Source organism: Taibaiella chishuiensis (assembly GCF_003014535.1).
Lineage (GTDB): Bacteria > Bacteroidota > Bacteroidia > Chitinophagales > Chitinophagaceae > Taibaiella > Taibaiella chishuiensis.
Genome location: NZ_PYGD01000003.1, coordinates 211,708 through 229,404 on the forward strand (window position 1 = coordinate 211,708; position 17,697 = coordinate 229,404).

Annotated in this window: 13 protein-coding genes; 12 read left to right on the forward strand and 1 reads right to left on the reverse strand. The window is 50.2% G+C overall.

What is annotated here, in order from left to right:
• Positions 1-54 precede the first annotated feature (54 nt).
• Together B0I18_RS11245 and B0I18_RS11250 are read left to right on the forward strand one after the other, a co-directional pair.
• Positions 55-1,734 (forward strand): hypothetical protein, encoded by a 1,680-nt coding sequence (locus tag B0I18_RS11245; protein WP_146146720.1) that lies wholly within the window; start codon positions 55-57, stop codon positions 1,732-1,734.
• A 175-nt stretch (positions 1,735-1,909) separates the two neighbouring features.
• On the forward strand, positions 1,910-3,511 hold the full coding sequence (locus tag B0I18_RS11250) for a hypothetical protein (protein ID WP_106522805.1): 1,602 nt from the start codon (positions 1,910-1,912) through the stop codon (positions 3,509-3,511).
• Between the two features lie 318 nt (positions 3,512-3,829).
• Here B0I18_RS11250 and lpdA read toward each other — a convergent pair whose 3' ends face one another.
• Positions 3,830-5,236: a dihydrolipoyl dehydrogenase gene (gene lpdA / locus B0I18_RS11255; RefSeq protein ID WP_106522806.1), complete on the reverse strand. Its 1,407-nt coding sequence runs from the start codon at positions 5,234-5,236 to the stop codon at positions 3,830-3,832.
• A 302-nt stretch (positions 5,237-5,538) separates the two neighbouring features.
• On the opposite strand from lpdA, the gene B0I18_RS11260 reads away from it, so the two are divergent.
• The 10 genes from B0I18_RS11260 to B0I18_RS11310 all read left to right on the forward strand — a co-directional run bounded on the left by B0I18_RS11260 (position 5,539) and on the right by B0I18_RS11310 (position 17,655).
• Positions 5,539-6,528, forward strand: coding sequence for a T9SS type A sorting domain-containing protein (locus tag B0I18_RS11260; RefSeq protein ID WP_106522807.1), 990 nt, complete (start codon positions 5,539-5,541; stop codon positions 6,526-6,528).
• A 124-nt stretch (positions 6,529-6,652) separates the two neighbouring features.
• A complete protein-coding gene (locus B0I18_RS11265) occupies positions 6,653-7,126 on the forward strand; it encodes a lipocalin family protein (protein WP_106522808.1) in 474 nt (157 codons plus the stop codon).
• Positions 7,127-7,231: 105 nt separating this feature from the next.
• Positions 7,232-9,181 (forward strand): ABC transporter ATP-binding protein, encoded by a 1,950-nt coding sequence (locus tag B0I18_RS11270; protein WP_106522809.1) that lies wholly within the window; start codon positions 7,232-7,234, stop codon positions 9,179-9,181.
• A 434-nt stretch (positions 9,182-9,615) separates the two neighbouring features.
• The gene (locus tag B0I18_RS11280) at positions 9,616-11,898 is read left to right on the forward strand and encodes an NADP-dependent malic enzyme (protein ID WP_106522811.1); all 2,283 of its coding nucleotides are present in this window, start codon (positions 9,616-9,618) and stop codon (positions 11,896-11,898) included.
• A 12-nt stretch (positions 11,899-11,910) separates the two neighbouring features.
• Positions 11,911-12,717, forward strand: coding sequence for an RDD family protein (locus B0I18_RS11285; RefSeq protein WP_106522812.1), 807 nt, complete (start codon positions 11,911-11,913; stop codon positions 12,715-12,717).
• A 60-nt stretch (positions 12,718-12,777) separates the two neighbouring features.
• Entirely contained in the window at positions 12,778-13,365 is a 588-nt protein-coding gene (locus tag B0I18_RS11290) for an acyl carrier protein phosphodiesterase (protein ID WP_106522813.1), read from the forward strand.
• Between the two features lie 61 nt (positions 13,366-13,426).
• Complete coding sequence (locus B0I18_RS11295; RefSeq protein ID WP_106522814.1) at positions 13,427-14,653, forward strand: serine hydrolase domain-containing protein; 1,227 nt, start codon at positions 13,427-13,429, stop codon at positions 14,651-14,653.
• A gap of 86 nt (positions 14,654-14,739) precedes the next feature.
• A complete protein-coding gene (locus B0I18_RS11300; protein WP_106522815.1) occupies positions 14,740-15,837 on the forward strand; it encodes a lipase family protein in 1,098 nt (365 codons plus the stop codon).
• Between the two features lie 99 nt (positions 15,838-15,936).
• Positions 15,937-16,755, forward strand: a complete 819-nt coding sequence (locus B0I18_RS11305; RefSeq protein WP_219905966.1) for a helix-turn-helix domain-containing protein — start codon at positions 15,937-15,939, stop codon at positions 16,753-16,755.
• A 108-nt stretch (positions 16,756-16,863) separates the two neighbouring features.
• Positions 16,864-17,655, forward strand: coding sequence for an MBL fold metallo-hydrolase (locus tag B0I18_RS11310; protein WP_106522817.1), 792 nt, complete (start codon positions 16,864-16,866; stop codon positions 17,653-17,655).
• Positions 17,656-17,697: the final 42 nt, after the last annotated feature.

Below are 17,697 nucleotides of genomic sequence, written 5' to 3' on the forward strand. Positions count from 1 at the left end.
GGGAAGGGTTTGCCCTTTACAGTAGTGATGGCCTAACGATTATTTTTTATCCCTATGAGCAATAGTAAAACAGAAGCCACTATGGCGAAAGCGGTACCCACAGTAGCCCCGGCTCCTGCAAGCCCGGCAGCATTTCAAGCACTTACACCCGGGGGGGAGCGTAAAGGATGGCTCACCATACCTTTTGTGCTGGTATGCCTGGTCTTTATCTTTATGGGTTTGCTCAATTTTAATGCCAAGCTCTTCCTGATGGGCGATGATGCCAACTATATCCTGGATGCCTACAATTTCATGCACCGGCATGCTTATCCGAGGCAGTCGAGCCTTTATGGCCTTATACTGGCCGCGATCATCTTCCTGGCCGGTACCAATGTGGTCATGCTTAAATGTTTTTCTTTTCTTTTTGCTTTTACCGGTTTTGTTACCCTGTACCGTATCTGTTATAAACGTGTCGACAACCGCATACTCTATCCTGTACTCATTTACAGCGCCATCAGCAGCAATATGCAGTTTTATACCAGTTCTACACTTTCAGAGGCCTGTTATATGATGGTACAATACCTGTACACCGGTTACTTTTTCTATTTTACAGACCGGCTCGCTTCCGGCAAGGATATGCGGAAACACTGGATATTACTGGGTTTCGCAGGTTTGGTCATGTCGTTGGGTAAAAACGTGGCGCTTATCATTCCCTTTGCCGTAGTGGCCTATTTCCTGGTCTACAAACAATGGCGTTATGCCTTTAAGGCACTGGGCTGGTACCTGCTCTTTAAAGTGCCGTATGAAGTGATGTTGTACTTCATTTACAAGAACAATACCGGTTCCAGCCAGATAGAACAGATACTCGTTAAAGATATCTACCATTACGAGGCTGGCCATGAAAGCCTTGCGGGCTTTGGTATGCGGCTGGTTAAAAATGCACAGATCTACCTGGGGCAGGTTACCCCTAACGAGTTGGGTATTACTACGCAGGGCTGGACTACGCTTATTGCAACGCTCCTGGTCATCTTCATCGTAGCGGCAGCCATGGTGTTTGCCTACAAAAGGAACCGGTACATTTTCTTTATCGGTTTGTATACCGTTATTCTTTCCGGGGTTACTTTCCTGGCCTTACAACCGGCCGTTGCGCAGGACCGTATCATCATCGTGCTCGTGCCTTATATTTTCCTGTTACTTTTTTACGGCGCGCTTACGCTTGCCGACCGCTTCAATGCGGAGCATGCTTCTGTAAATCGCATAGGGTTTTATATCCTGCTGGCCTATTCCGGCTTTGTTACGCTTTCTAAAGCTTCTGCCACAATACAGGAGAGCCTGCCCGTACTACAGGAAAATCTTTCCGGTGATCCTTATTATGGTTATAGCCAGGATTGTATCAACTACCTGGAAATGGGCAAGTGGATCACAGAGCATATCCCGGAAGACCAGGTGGTTGCCGTACGAAAGCCCAACGGTATTTCGGTATACAATAAGGGCCGGTACTTTTTAGGGATCTACAGTTGTCCCAATGATAAGGATTCGGACCAGATGCTTGCTGCATTAAAGGAACAGAAAGTGATTTATATGATCCTCGCAAGTTTACGTGCCGATCCTAACGTAGCCAATCCCAACAACATCATTACCACGTTACATAGATACTGTGCCAAAATAATAGAGAAGTATCCGCAAGCGATTACGATCGTACATACTATAGGCACGGCAGAACCTTGTTATCTCGTTAAAATAAATTATCCGTAAATCTTTTCCGGTAAGGGGTCTGGCACCCCGGCAACTTATGGTCCGCTGTTTTCCCGCTCTTTGCCGTACACCGGCAGGAGTAAGGGGCAAGCTGCGCGGAAAGTTTATTGTCCATACCCTACGCACCTGTTATAGCCTGTCAAAAAAAATAACCGATAATATCAATACAGTAACCATGGCTCATCCCAAAAATCATAAAGAAGCAGTGCAGCAGCAAAAAGAGGCGAAGGTTGTGCCATCGCCCAGGATCGTGGCGCAGCAAGCTGTTGCAGCTCCTAAGTTCTCTGATTTTATCTTTAAAAATAAGAGCAACCGCCTCATCTTCGGAGTTGTGCTTGGTGTAGCTGCCCTCTTGTTGATCCTCTTCAAGTACTGCCTGCCCATGCCCGACTTTTCGGCCGATTCGCATGGTTATGTGATCGCCGCAGCTGAAAACTTAAAGGTGTATTACCGCCCGCTGGGTTATTCCAAGTTCCTGAAGATCCTGCACAACATAGCGGAGTCTGCATCCTTAGTGGTTTTCGTACAATACTTCCTGATCGTCTGTTCCGGGCTCTTCCTGTTTTTTTCGATCGATTACCTGTATGGCTTCCGTAAAAAGGGCGTTAAGTATACGGCCCTGGTTTTAATGACGCTGAATCCTGCTTACCTGGTTGTCGGCAACCAGATCCTTGCCGACGGTACTTTTGCGGCATTCACCGTACTTTGGTTTGCTACCTTGATCTGGATCCATAAAAAAGCGCCCTGGTGGGCCCTGGTGGCCCAGGTTATTTTCCTGTACTGGTGTTTTGAGGTGCGTTATAACGCCCTTTATTATCCGGCTATTTCCGTGCTGGCCTTTATACTGGCGGTTAAGGCCAAGCCGGTTTACCGTTTTGTAGGCATACTGGCAAGCCTGGTTATTATTGCCAATACCGTCAACAGGGAAACGAAAGTAACCGAAGAGCAGACCCAAGCGCCTGTGTTTTCGGGTTTCAGTGGTTGGATGATGGCCAACAATGCCCTGATCATTTATAAACATGCGGGGGTGCAGGCCAGCGAATTTGATGACCCCGATATGCAGCTGCTCGACAAATTTACCCGGCAATTCATCGACTCCATCTCGCCGCTTGGCAAACAGGAGCTGAAGGAAAACAAGCTGGCCTGGCCTTTTATGTGGGATCTGGGAAGCCCCTTGAAACAGTATGTATTTTATTACCGGCAAAAGTACCGCCGTGATTATTTCACGGCCTGGTACCAGGTATCGCCGCTGTATTACGAGTATGGGAAGAAGATCATCATGGATCATCCCGGCGCCTATATCCGGCATTTTGCAATACCTAACGCCTATTATTTTTTCTGGCCGCTCAAGGTAGAAATGAAACAATACATGAACTATCAGAACCCGCCGGTAGTGCCGAAGGTTACGCAAAAGTGGTTTGGTTTTGAATCGGAAAAGATAACCGGCAGGTACCCGGGCGTGCAGGTGGCTATCGGCAATTTTGATGTGCCCCTACACGGTCTTGCTATGATCGGTGGTATTCTATTTCCCTTGTTATACCTGTTGCGCCGTACCGGGCAGGACAGCGACAAAAAGTCCCGTATCGCCCTGTTCCTGTTATGGACCTTGTTGATGGCCCTGACCATGGCGTTCAGTATCGTGGCCGGTCCTATCGTATTGCGCTACCAGATGGGCCTTTTTATCCTTTGCTGTGGATTGCCGCTTTGGTTCCTCGACCAGTTCCTGGCGGGCAGGAAAAAGACGGGCGGTGCGCTTCCCCAGGGTGAAGCCAGCTAATTGATGAGCTGCTTCGCTGCAGGGCTTCCTCCTTGGTAAAGCCAGCTAACTGATGAGATGCTTCGCTGCGCTCAGCATGACAGGCTTCCTCTCGGTACGCTTCCCCTAGGATGAAGCCAGCTAACTGATGAGCTGCTTCGCTTCGCTCAGCATGATATATTTACCAAAAAAGCCATCCCGCAAGGGATGGCTTTCTTATATCTAAAATCTCACATCTCATAGCTAGCATCTCATATCTCACATCTCATATCTCACATCTAACATCTTATATCTAAAATCTAACATCTCATATCTAGCATCTCATATCTCAACACCAGCTTACAGGTGAATCGCTTCGCCCAGGGCTACTTCGATGGCGTCTTTCACTGCTTCGCTCATGGTCGGGTGCGGGAAGATCGTATCCAGCTGCTCGTGCCATGTGGTTTCCAGTTTGCGGGCAGTAACGGTTTCAGAGATGATCTCGGTTACGTTTGCGCCGATCATATGGGTGCCTAACCATTCGCCGTATTTAGCGTCGAATACTACTTTTACAAAACCTTCGGTAGCACCTGCTGCGCTTGCTTTACCGCTGGCAGAGAATGGGAATTTACCCACTTTGATTTCGTAACCGGCTTCTTTGGCTTGTTTTTCAGTCATACCTACAGAAGCGATTTCCGGTGTGCAATACGTACAGCCCGGTACATTACCGTAATCCAGCGGTTCTGGCTGGTGGTCGAATTTGCCTTCTTTTTTAGCGATGGCTTCGATACAGATCACGGCTTCTTTCATGGCAACGTGTGCCAGTGCCTGGCCCGGTACGATATCGCCGATAGCGTAGATGCCGTCTACATTGGTTTTGTAGTAAGGGTCGACAGTTACGCGACCTTTATCGGTTGCGATGTTCAGCGTTTCCAGGCCGATATTTTCCAGGTTGGTCGTCACGCCTACAGCGCTCAGCAGGATGTCCGCCTCGAGGGTTACTTCGCCGGTTGCTGTTTTAACGGTTGCTTTTACGCCATTGCCCGTTGTATCTACTTTTTCAACAGAAGCATTGGTCATCACTTCGATACCTTTCTTCTTGAATGATTTTTCCAGTTCTTTGGAGATATCTTCGTCTTCAACCGGTACGATGCGTGGCATGAACTCAACAATCGTTACTTTAGTACCGATCGTGTGGTAGAAATAACCGAATTCAACGCCGATAGCACCGCTACCTACCACGATCATAGATTTTGGTTGCTGTGGCAGTACCATTGCTTCGCGGTAGCCGATCACTTTTTTACCGTCGATAGGCAGGTTGGGTAATTCCCTGCTGCGGCCGCCGGTAGCCAGCACCACGTGCTTGGCCTGGTGTGCGGTTACTTTACCTTCAGCATCGGTAACTTCTACTTCTTTCTTTGCATTTAACTTTCCGTGTCCTGCCAGAACATCAATTTTGTTCTTTTTCATCAGGAACTGGATGCCTTTACTCATCTTATCGGCAACACCGCGGCTGCGTTTGATCACCTTTTCAAAATCCACTTTAGAATCGCCTACTTCGATGCCGTAATCCTGGGAATGGCTGATATATTCAAATACCTGGGCTGATTTCAACAAAGCTTTGGTTGGGATACAACCCCAGTTCAGACAGATACCACCCAGATTTTCTTTTTCCACGATAGCCGTTTTGAAGCCTAATTGTGAAGCGCGGATAGCGGCAACATAGCCACCCGGACCACTGCCTACTACGATTACATCGTATGCCATAAGAGTATAAATTGATTGATTTTTTGAATTAAAATGCAGGGCAAATGTAGGTAATAAAATGTAAAACAGGGAATAGTTTGCCGGGGGGCGGGCGAATTACGAAATTCTTAAATCCGGGATACCTGGTTTTGAAAAACAGGTATTATAAAGATGTGATGTTTATATGTAAATAAAATCACTTATTGGAGTTGCGTGTTGATTTTGCTGGCCTGGTCTTGATTGCTGCTATTATAAATATATACCTTCTTTTACATCCTTTTGTCGCTTAGCTTACTTTTGCGGCCACCTAAAAAACGAAACCCATGAAAAGAGCGCTACTCGTAGCTTGTCTATCCGCTGTTGCCGGCTTAAGCCAGGCGCAGCCTGTTATCGAATCGGCGGAGTTCGATTACTTGGCCGTTCCCAATTTCGATTGTAAAAACTTTCTAAGCATGACGGCTATCGATCCTGGTCCTGCGGGCGCTGATGTTACCTGGGACTTCAGCAGCCGTAAGCTGGTAGCCGGTATTCGTTATACGGCCGCGGCCTGCCCGGGAGACAGTGATTGCGGCACCTTCGCTACGGCAAACCAGGTCCTTAAAACGAACATTTCGACGAAAGTGTTCTTTGCCAAATCGGCTACCGAACTGAACCAGGTCGGCGAATTCTCGCCTTCCAGCTTCTCATTTTCAGATCCGATGAAAATGCTCGAGTTCCCTATCGCCTACAACCAAGCCTATTCCGATAACTTTTTCGGCAGCGGGGTAGTTGGTATGCGGTCGGGTTCGGTAAATAGTATCATCGACGGTTACGGCACACTCAAAACGCCCGCCGGCACCTATTACAATGTATTGCGGCAAAAGCTGGTGGAAAATACGGTCGCACTGACCTCCGGTCAGGCAATACAGATGCGGATAACCCATTATTACTGGATGGCGGCAAACCAGCATCATTATATTATGAGCCTCATCGTTAACGAAACCATCAACTCGTCGGCGCCCCCGGTTTATGCTTTCTCCTATGTTAGCCCGGAATCGGGCACTTCGATAGAAGACAAGGAAACACTGGCTGCAACGGTTAGCCTGTATCCCAACCCTGCAAGCAGCAGTTTTACCATTAAAACCGGGCACCTGGCGGCTAAAGCAGTAACGGTTTACAACCTGCTGGGACAACGTATGCTGCAACGCGCATGCGCAGGTAAAAATGCCGGCGCAGCGCTGACGCTGGATAACCTGCAACTGGCGCCCGGCTGCTATTTTGTAAAGATCGACACCGACAAAGGTATTGTTACCAAACAGGTAGTGATTCGATAATCCTTATTACTGGTATAGGAGGAGCTGCGTCACTGCAGCTCCTTTTTTTATGGAAGGGGAGGTAGTATACCTGGCAACTTTTTGCCGTTAGCGCTGTTCTGTAAATGAACCAAAACCGCGACCAATGGCAACAGGAGAGGATAGCATGGATTTGCAGACGGTACCTTATGTGGATTTAAAACGGTATCTGGGCAAATGGTATGACATTGCCAGTTTCCCGCAGCGTTTCCAGAAGGGCTGTCGCTGCACCACTGCCGAATACAGCAGCAACGAGGATGGGTCTATAAAAGTGGTGAACCGCTGCAGGGTGGCAGGTAAGGAGAAAGTGCGTACCGCGAAAGCGAAGGTTAAAGACAAAAAAACGAACGCCAAGCTCTCCGTACAGTTTTTCTGGCCTTTTACCGGTAAATACTGGATCATCGACCTGGCCGGCGATTACAGTTATGCCGTAGTAGGGCATCCCAGCCGCAACTACCTCTGGATATTGTCGCGGCAACCCGTGATGGAGGCCGCGGTATACCAGGGTATACTGGACCGCCTCCGGCTGCAGGGCTACGATATTTCCCGGCTCGAAAAAACACCCCAGGACTGCAGTTAAGCGCCCGTGCACAGATTACCTGGCGGCTATTGCCCATCTTCCATAATATTGTTATAATTTTGCACCTCATTTAAAAATAGCCCTGCCTGGCAGGGTCTGAGGTATATGTTACTTGCATTAAATAATGTTTCTTTCTCTTTCGGCGCGCGTAAGATGCTGGATGAAGCCAGCTGGCAGATCGGCGAAGGCGAACGTATCGGCCTGGTAGGTCCCAATGGCGCCGGAAAATCGACCCTGCTTCGCCTGATCATGGGCGAGTATACGATCGACAGTGGTAATATTCAACGTGCCAACGATACGTCTATCGGCTTTTTCAACCAGGACCTGCTGAGCTTCTCGACCGACGATTCCATTTTATCCGTAGGCGCTACCGCCTTCGAAAAGGCCGTAGCCATCGAAAAGGAACTGGCCGAAATAACCCAGGAGCTGGAAGAGCGGCCCGAAGATGAAGAGCTGCTGATCCGTTATAGTGAAACCCTGCATGAGTTTGAACTGGCCGGTGGTTATGAAATGGAACACCGTGCAGCCGAAGTGCTGGAGGGGCTTGGCTTTTCGACCAAAGACCTGCAAAGGCCCTATAACCAGTTCAGCGGTGGCTGGCGTATGCGTGTACTGCTGGCCAAACTGATGTTGCAGCAACCCGATATCCTGATGCTCGATGAACCGACCAACCACCTCGATCTTCCCTCTATCGAATGGTTGGAACGTTATCTGCAAAGCTACCCGGGTACGGTTATTATCGTATCGCACGACCGTTATTTCCTCGACCGTATGATTACCCGCACCGTAGAACTGTTTATGCAGAAACTGCATGTCTACAGCGGTAACTATTCGTTCTTCGAAGAGGAAAAGGCCACCCGCATGGAGTTTATGGAGCGCGAGTACGAAAACCAGCAGAAATATATCGACCAGCAGGAACGCTTTATCGAAAGGTTTAAAGCCAAGGCCAGTAAGGCCAAGCAGGCACAGAGCCTTATGAAGAAGCTGGATAAGCTGGACCGTATCGAACTGCCGGGTTCCAACGCGCCTAAAATGAATATCAGCTTCGACGTAGAAACCCAACCGGGTAAGATCATTTGCGATCTGAAACATGCTTCTAAAAGTTATGGCGATCTGCAGATCCTCGATAATACCGACCTGGAGGTGATCCGCGGCGATAAGATCGCGCTGGTCGGCGCCAATGGTAAGGGTAAGTCTACGCTGATGCGCATCATATCCGGGCTGGAGCCTTTTAAAGGCCAGCGTACCGGTTGGCATAATGTGAGAGAGAGCTTTTATGCCCAGCACCAGCTCGAATCGCTGGATATCGAAAACAGTTTGCTGGACGAAATGAAAGCCTGTGGCAGCGGTAAAACAGAACTGCAGCTGCGCCAGTTGCTGGGCTGTTTCCTGTTTACCGGCGACGATGTATTCAAGAAGATCAAAGTACTGTCGGGTGGCGAAAAGGCCCGTGTGGCGCTGGCTAAGGTAATTGCCGGCAAGGCCAACTTCCTGCTGCTCGATGAACCGACCAACCACTTGGATATGCAGTCGGTGGACTTACTGATCGAAGCGCTGAACCAATACGAAGGCACCTATATCCTGATCTCGCACGACCGTTATTTCGTAAGCCGTACGGCCAACAAATACTGGGAGATCGATAACGGCAAAGTGGTATCCTTCCCCGGCACTTATGAAGAGTTTGTGACCTGGAAGCAGGAAAAGCTGGACCGCGCGCGCAAAGCCGCTGCAGGACAACAGCCCGAGCCTAAAAAGCAACAGCCTGAAGTAAAGAAAGAAGTAAAACCGGTGGATAGCCGCGAGCAGAACGAACGCAAAAAAGAACTGCAGAAAAAACAAAAAGAATTCCAGAAACTGGAAGAGCAACTGAATAAGGTAGAAGCCGACAAAACCAGGCTGGAAGCGGAATTGGCCAACCCCGAGATTTATACCGATAAAGCCAAATTCCAACAGGCAGAGGAAAAGTATAAAACCTGTACGGAACTGTTGGCTAAGGTGCAGCAGGAGTACGATGTCGTATTCGAAAAAATGCTCAGCCTGGAAGAAGGCGCCTGATCTGCGATCATATCATTCCCATGACGTACCAGGGAACGGGTTTTCAGGAATAGAAAATAGTGTATTAGAGAGAGGCCCCGGCCTCTCTTTTTTTAGGCGCTTATCTAATGGGCCTGCCTGCTGCAAAGTTGCTGCGCCGGTAAGCCGGGGCAGGGCAGGGCATAGGCGCCCGGTCGCGCTGCCGGTGCTGCTTTTTTCGCAGAGCCTTTTAATGGATCGTTAATGTTGACCGGTTTTTGGCATGTAATACGTGTGTTTAACAGGCGTTTTAAGCTGGTTTTTATTTTATTATATATTGCAGCTGATACCGCTTTGGTAATACTGGCCTGCCTGGAATGAGACCAGGCAAGGGTTGCAGACCGGCTTGCAAAAAAAAGCATAGCGGGCTGTACGATGATCATGATTATGTGTGCTAAATGATTAAATTTGCTTTCATGAACAATCGGAAAATAGACCCGCAGGATGCCCTGGACTACCATAGCCAGGGACGGCCCGGAAAGATAAAAGTAGTCCCCACTAAAAATACCAAAACACAGCGCGACCTGTCGCTGGCTTATTCACCGGGTGTAGCCGAGCCTTGCCTCGCTATCCGCGACAATCCCGAAGATGTTTATAAATATACCGCCAAAGGTAACCTGGTGGCCGTTATCAGCAACGGAACGGCGGTGTTGGGCCTGGGCGATATCGGTCCTGAGGCCGGTAAGCCGGTAATGGAAGGGAAGGGCGTATTGTTCAAAATATTTGCCGACATCGATGTATTCGATATCGAATTGAATGCAAACGATGTGGAGCGCTTTATCGACGTGGTAAAGGCCCTGGAGCCCACCTTTGGTGGCATCAACCTGGAAGATATCAAAGCGCCGGAGTGTTTTGAAATAGAACGCAGGCTGAAACAGGAGTTGAAGATCCCCGTAATGCACGACGACCAGCATGGTACCGCGATCATCTCTGCAGCCGCATTGCTGAACGCCCTGGAACTGGTCGACAAAAAAATAGAAGAAGTTAAGTTCGTGGTCAACGGCGCCGGTGCTGCAGCGATTGCCTGCGCCAAGCTGTACATATCACTCGGCGCCCGCAAAGAGAACATCCTGATGCTCGACAGCAAAGGGGTAATCAATGCAACCCGTACCGGACTCGACGAGATGAAGCAGGAGTTTGTGGTAGATACGCCGCTCGAAACCCTGGAAGATGCCATGCGTGGTTCCGATGTATTCATCGGTCTGAGCAAGGCCGATGTACTGAGCCAGGACATGGTGCGCAGCATGGCCGACCGGCCCATCGTATTTGCCATGGCCAATCCCAACCCGGAGATCGGTTATGACGAAGCGCTGGCGGCCCGTCCTGATGTGATTATGGCTACCGGCCGTTCCGATTATCCCAACCAGGTGAATAACGTGCTGGGCTTTCCCTTTATCTTCAGGGGCGCGCTCGACGTACGGGCCACCCAGATCAACGAAGCCATGAAACTGGCCGCTGTAAGGGCGCTTGCCGAACTTACGCGCCAGCCTGTACCCGATATGGTGAACATGGCCTATGGCGAAAAGAACATGACCTTTGGCGCACAGTATATCATACCCAAGCCGCTCGACCCCAGGTTGCTTACCGCGGTAGCGCCTGCCGTGGCTAAAGCGGCGATGGAAAGCGGTGTGGCCCGTCAGCCCATTACCGACTGGGAAAAATACCACCAGGAGCTGTCTGCAAGGCTGGGCCTGGACAACTATACCGTTCGTGTGCTCAATAATACAGCCCGCAAAGATCCGCGCAGGGTCGTATTTGCCGAGGCCGATAATGCCAAGGTGCTGAAAGCCGCGCAGATCGTGAAAGACGAAGGTATCGCCATTCCTATCCTGCTGGGCAATGAATCCAAGATCCGTCAGATCCTGGATGATAACAGCATCGACCTTAAAGATGTTACCATCATCGATCCGCGCAGCGAAGCCATGCTCGAAACCCGTATCCGTTACGGTGAGCAGTTCTTCGAAAAACGCTACCGCCGCGGCTTCAATATTTATGAAGCGAAAAAGATCATGCGCGAAAGAAACTATTTCGGTTGTATGATGGTGGAAAACGGCGAAGCGGATGCCCTGATCAGCGGGCTCACCCGCAGTTATCCCGACACCATCCGCCCGGCGCTTGAAGTGATCGGTCTTGAAGAAGGTGTAAAAAAAGTGGCCGGTATGTATATCATCCTGCGCCCGCAAGGTCCGCTGTTCCTGGCCGATACAACCGTTAATCTTAACCCGACTGCTGAAGAGCTTGCCGATATTACCCTGCTTACGGCAAAAGAAGTACGCCAGTTCAATATCGAGCCGCGTATCGCCATGTTGTCTTATTCCAACTTCGGCAGCAGCCGTACACCCGAAGCCATGATGGTCAGGGATGCCCTGCAGATCGTAAAGGATAAAGACCCCGGACTGATCGTCGATGGCGAGTTGCAGGCATCTATGGCCTTTAACCGCGATATCCTTAAAGAAAGTTATCCCTTCTCGCCGCTGATCGATGGCGAGGTCAATACCCTCATCTTCCCGAACCTGGCTGCAGGCAATATCGCCTATAACCTGCTGATGGAAGTGGGTGGCTTTGAAGTGATCGGGCCCGTACTGATGGGCCTTAAGAAGCCGGTGCACATCCTGCAGCTGGGCAGCAGCGTGCGGCAGATCTGCAGCATGGTGGCCATGGCCGTAATGGATGCACAGGTAAAGTGCAGTAAAAAATAAAAAACTGAAATAGTGGCGTTATTCACGGTTTCCACCCCTTTTAATATCGATCTTGAGTTCTCGCTGGCAGCGTTTCATAAACGCATGCTGGCCTGGCTCATCGACCTGGGTTTTCTTACTGTTTATTGTTATATCATGTTGTTTTTCGTGTATGGCAATGTGGGCGATAACCTGCGCGAGATCGACGACCGCTTCCAGGTAGAAACCGTGCTGCGTCTGTTTACGATCACGATACCGGTCATGCTGTACCACCTGCTGTTCGAGGTTTTTATGAATGGTAGGAGCCCCGGTAAATGGCTGATGGGTATCCGGGTCATGAATAAGGAAGGCGCCTCGGCATCCTTTTCGCAACTGGTATTGCGCTGGATCCTGTTCCTGCCCAACTATTTCCTGGTCCTGGTTACCTATGTCTATGCCCCGGCCTACCTGTTTGGCCTGCTGGCTGTACTGGGTATTGCTGCGTTACCTGATGTGATCGCGATAGCCGTATCGGCCAATTCGCAGCGCCTTGGCGACCTTGCAGCCGGAACGGTGATCGTCGATACACGGTATAAGATGAACCTGGCCGAAACCATTTATATGGAAGTGGAAGATACCGGTTACCAGCCCCTGTATCCGCAGGTACTGAAGCTCTCGGACCGCGATATCAATGGCATCCGCAACCTGCTGAATGGCAAAGTGACCCGCGATTCCGAAAACTATATGTTGCGTGTCGCCTACCGGATCGAAGAGGTATTGGACATTAAAATGAATGGCGACGCCTTAACCTTTTTGCAGACCCTGCTGAAGGACTATAACTATCTTACCCAAAATAATTAGGTATGGGGCGGCCTGCTGGCTGCTCCGCTATCTTATTTACCATCAAACCGTATATATCCTTTGAATTACTTAGGCCACGCATTACTTTCTTTCAACGACCCCGAAATACTGGCCGGCAATATGATCGGCGATTTCGTTAAAGGCACGCTGATCCTGGACAGCTTCCCGGAAGGTGTGCGTAAAGGCATCCTGCTGCATCGCCGGATCGATGCCTTTGCCGATGCGCATCCGGCCAGCCTGAAGGCCAAAAACCTGTTCCGCCCCGACTACCGGCTCTATGCCGGCGCATTCGTGGACAGTCTCTACGATCACTTCCTGGCCAACGATCCGCATTATTTTCCAACCGAGCAATCGCTGTTTGATTTTACACAAGAGGCTTATGAAAGCCTGCATAAGCAGGAAGCGCTACTGCCCGAAGGTTTCCGGAAGATGCTGCCGTATATGGTACAGGATAACTGGCTGTATAATTACCGTACCTTAAAAGGCATGGAACGCTCGTTCCGGGGACTCGTACACCGGGCCCGTTATCTCGAAAGCAGCGATAAGGCCTACGAAATATTGGTTGCGCACTACTACGAACTCAACCAGCATTATTTTGATTTTATAGACGATGTGGTGCGATATGTCAAAAATGAGTTAAACCGGTAATCCCCCCGTTTATAGGCTTAACTTTGTTATTTGTTTGTTTTATGTTTTCCTTTTAGTCCGAATGAAGCCATTTTCCGTTAAAATACCTCTTTTCGCTTTTTCTTTTGCCTTCTTTTTCTTCGCCTGCCAGACCGTGTCTGAGCAACAGGCGCAGGCTAAACCACCGATGGCGCCACCCGACGGTAAGTTCTCGACCGTAACCCTGGGCTTCGGCGATACCAGTTCGGAAGAAGGCCAGGCGCTGATCCGCAGGCTGGACTCTTTTTACCGCAGGCAATCCAATGCCGGTTTTAACGGCAGCGTCCTGGTCGGCTATAAAGGCAAGATCATGTATGAACGTTACTGGGGTTATTGCGACAAGAGCACCGGTACGCAGTTATGCGCGCAGAACCCGAGCCAGCTGGCTTCTACCTCCAAACCATTTACGGCAACAGCAATACTCTGGCTGAACCAGAATAAATACCTGGACATCGATATGCCGGTACAGAAGTACCTGAAAGATTTTCCTTACCCGGATATTACCATCAAGATGCTGCTGAGCCAGCGCAGTGGTTTGCCCGATTATACCAAGACCGGCTGGACCTACTGGAAGTCGAGCGAGCCTATGTACAACGAAGACCTCCTGCAGATCTTCGCCAAACATAAGCCCCGGCTTAATTCCAAACCCGATACCCGCTTCGAATACAGCAATACCAATTATGCTATGCTGGCACGTATTATCGAAGAGGTAGCAGCCATGCCGTATAAGCAATTCATGAAGGAGTTTATTTTCGAACCCCTGGGTATGAAACATACCTTTGTATACGACCCGGCTGAGCGCCATTTGTATGCTTCGAAAATAACGCAAAGCTATCGCGGCAACTGGGCTATATTCCCCGAAACCAACGAGGACGGCATCTATGGCGATAAAGGTATCTACAGCACCGTCGAAGATATGTACCGCTGGGACCAGTCGTTCTACAACCATGCCCTGCTTAACGACAAGACGCTGCGTATGGCTTATACCGGCTATTCCAACGAACGCGCCGGTGTAAAGAACTATGGCCTGGGATGGCGTATGATGAACTTCCCGGATGGTTATAAAATTATTTATCATAATGGCTGGTGGCATGGCAACAACACCGTGTTCTACCGTTTTGTACAGGATAACTTTACCATTATTGTACTGGGCAACAAACTGAACAATAGTATATACGGACAGGCTAAAGCCGTATACGATATCGTAAAACATACCGGTAACCGCACCGATATGGAATGGGAAGACTCCGGAAGTCCCAAAGAAGAATAAAGAAAAATATCCCGGTGCTTAGCCGGGATGTTTTATTTTTATACCGGGTGTACTATTCTTTAACCGATAGCGCTGCTTCTCCTGCTATGACACGAAATATCCTGCTACTGTTTTCACTTCTTTTATGGATTGCCGGCAGGGCCGGCGCACAGGCCCTGCAACCGGGCTTCGATCGCGATGAATATGCCGAGCTGCTGAAGATCAATGCCCGGCATGGCGACTCGACCTTCGTTAAAAAGATACCACCACCGCAACACAGCGCCATGGTGTACCGGTCGCCGGTAGTGGGTATCGATAACCAGTGGGACCTGTGGATGCGCGATGATAAGGTGGCCATCCTGAGTATAAGGGGTACCACGGCCAAGCAGATCAGCTGGGCCGCCAACTTCTATGCCGCCATGACCGCGGCTGTAGGCGAGATAAAGATCAACAACACCGATACCTTCCGTTACCACCTGGCCGATAATCCGAAAGCTGCCGTACACATCGGCTGGCTGTTGTGCACCGCTTACCTTTCGAAAGATATGCTGCCCCGGATCGACTCCTGCTACCGCGCGGGTATACGCGAAATGATCATTATGGGACACAGCCAGGGCGGCGCGATCGCTTACCTGGTTACGGCTCACTTTCATAACCTGCAGCAGCAGGGACGCCTGCCTGCCGATATCCGTTTCAAAACCTATTGCAGCGCGGCGCCCAAACCCGGCAACCTGTTCTTTGCCTATGACTACGAAAACGCCACCCGCGGCGGATGGGCCTATAACGTAGTCAATGCTGCCGACTGGGTGCCCGAAACGCCCTTCTCCGTACAAACGCTCGACGATTTCAATACGACCAACCCCTTTGTGGGCGCACGTAAAATGATCCGCAAACAAAAGTTCCCGATGAACTGGGTAGCGGGTTACGCCTACCGGCGCATGAGCAAACCCTCGTTCAGGGCGCAACGCAGGTACCAGCGCTACCTGGGCGGCTTTGTATCTAAAGCGATCAAGAAACACCTGCCGGGTTATGTGCCCCCGGCCTATTTCCCGAGTAATGATTATGTAAGGGTAGGGCCCACGATCGTGTTGCCCAATGATGAGGCCTATTATAAACAATTTCCCGACGGAACGCCTAACGTATTTATGCATCACCTTTTCGAGGCCTACCTGTACCTTACCGCTAAATTGCCCGCCCGGCTCTGATCGTTTCCTGGCGAGGATTTGCTCCTGTTTATAAAAAGATAAGCACTGAAAACAATCCGGTTTTATAAAAGTGAATGTGGCGTCGAACTCCTGCTCAATGTGCTGGACCGGGAGGAGCTGGTACAGCGTAACTACCAGGAACGCGGTGTATACAATACCGACTTTTTCGAGATCCTCTTTTTTAAAAAGGCATCCGGTACTTTACTCCTCAACGACCGCCGTATCGAGCTTACGGACGACACGATCGTTTTTGTATCGGCCTTCCAGAAACGGCAATGGTTAACCGATAACCGGGACCTGGCCTATACCACGCTTATCTTCCAGGAGGATTTCCTGAACGAGTTTTTTGCCGATAAATTTTTTATAGCAAGGCTGCTCTATTTTTGCCAGCTCGACCGGCCGCTTATCCTGCCGGTGCCTGCACCCGATATGGCCCGGTACTGCGGCATGTTACAGGAGATCAAGCGGGAGCTCGTACAACCTCAAACCGACAGCGCCCATATTATCCGCTCGCTGTTGTATTACCTGTTGCAGACCCTTAACCGGGCTTATGCCGGCCATAACCAGCTGGCGCTAGGCAAAGAGGTGCAAAGCCCTGCCTACCGTTTCCGCCGTTTGCTCGAACTGCATATCCGGGAAGAGCAACGCCTGGTCTTTTATACCGATGCGCTGGGTATAAGTAGTGTAGCGCTGAATAATGCGGTCAAACGGCAGTTTGGGCTTACCGCCGGCGAACTGTTGAAACAAAGGCTCGTCGTAGAGATAAAAAACGATCTCATCTATTCCGGTAAGACCCTGGCCGAAATAGCCGCCGGACTGCACTTTCCAGAACCCAACCACCTGATGCGTTTCTTTAAAACGCAGACCGGGCAAACCACCGGCGCCTTCCTGTCCGCTTTTCAAAATGATAGTTTATAGACCTGTTTTGGTAGGGGCCGCTCCTGCATGGCCGGCTAACTTTGCCTAAGGAAAGCAATCATGCTCTTGCTGTCCGCTGGTCTGCAAATACTAAAACAAGGTAATACAATGAAAACAACAACTCTGCAGCTGATAAGAAATGCCACGGTATTGTTCAACTATGGCGGGTTCCGCTTCCTTATCGACCCGATGCTGGCTACTCCCGGCGCTTACCCGGCGCTGCCCGGCACCCCCCATGCGCATTTGCGTAATCCTTTAACCTCCTTGCCGGTACCGGTAACGGCGCTTACCGACCCCGATGCCATCGTAGTGACCCACCTGCATCCCGACCATTGGGATAAAGCTGCGATGGAACTATTGCCCAAAGACAAACCCGTATATGCACAAAATGATAATGATGCAGACAACATACGGGCTGCGGGTTTTACCGCGGTGCAGGTATTCGGCGATACGGCCATCGGCGCGGTACGTTTACGGAAAATGCCGGGGCAGCATGGTTCCGACGAGGCTTATGCCGATCCGCAGATGGCGGCCGTACTGGGTGCTGCTGCCGGCCTGTACTTCAGTCTGCCGGGCGCACCGTCGGTTTATTTCGTGGGCGATACCATATGGATCGATGCCGTAGCGGAAAACCTGCAGCAATTGCAGCCTGATATCGTAGTACTCAATGCCGGCGAGGCCAGGCTCGATGCTTTCGGACCGATCATTATGGGGCAGGAAGATGTACTGCGTGTACACCGGCTATTGCCCCGGGCCCGTATCGTAGCGATCCATATGGAGGCGCTCAACCATTGTGTGCTGAGCCGGGAGTCGCTCCGGGCCTATGTTACAGCGCATGGCATGGATGCCCATGTGTTTATACCTGCAGATGGGGAAATATTGGATTTTAGTGTTGAATAGCAGGCAAAAAACAGGAAGAGGGCAGCTACGAAACACAGGAAA